We start from the raw sequence: 497 nt of genomic DNA on the forward strand, positions 1-497 counted from the left end.
GCTTCCTCGATGAGGGTCTCCACGATCTTCGACTCCGGCACGGTCTTGATGACCTCGCCCTTCACGAAGATCTGCCCCTTGCCGTTGCCCGAGGCCACCCCCAGATCGGCCTCACGCGCCTCACCCGGACCGTTCACCACACAGCCCATCACCGCGACGCGCAGCGGCACCTCCATGCCCTCCAGACCGGCACTGACCTGGTCCGCGAGCTTGTACACGTCCACCTGCGCCCGCCCGCACGACGGACACGAGACGATCTCCAGCCGGCGCTGCCGCAGCCCCAGGGACTCCAGGATCTGCATACCGACCTTGATCTCCTCCGCCGGCGGCGCCGACAGCGACACCCGGATCGTGTCCCCGATCCCCTCCGACAGCAGCGCACCGAACGCCACCGCGGACTTGATCGTGCCCTGGAACGCCGGACCGGCCTCGGTCACACCCAGGTGCAGCGGATAGTCGCACTGCGCGGCCAGCTGCCGGTAGGCGTTGACCATCAC

At 68.4% G+C, this 497-nt stretch carries 1 protein-coding gene; it reads right to left on the reverse strand.

Translation table 11 applies throughout. The features are described from left to right. On the reverse strand, positions 1–497 hold a 497-nt coding region (locus ACSNOH_RS35105; RefSeq protein WP_436725493.1), incomplete at both ends, for a flavodoxin-dependent (E)-4-hydroxy-3-methylbut-2-enyl-diphosphate synthase.

The sequence above is a fragment of the Streptomyces sp. URMC 127 genome (genome assembly GCF_051386535.1).
Lineage (GTDB): Bacteria > Actinomycetota > Actinomycetes > Streptomycetales > Streptomycetaceae > Streptomyces.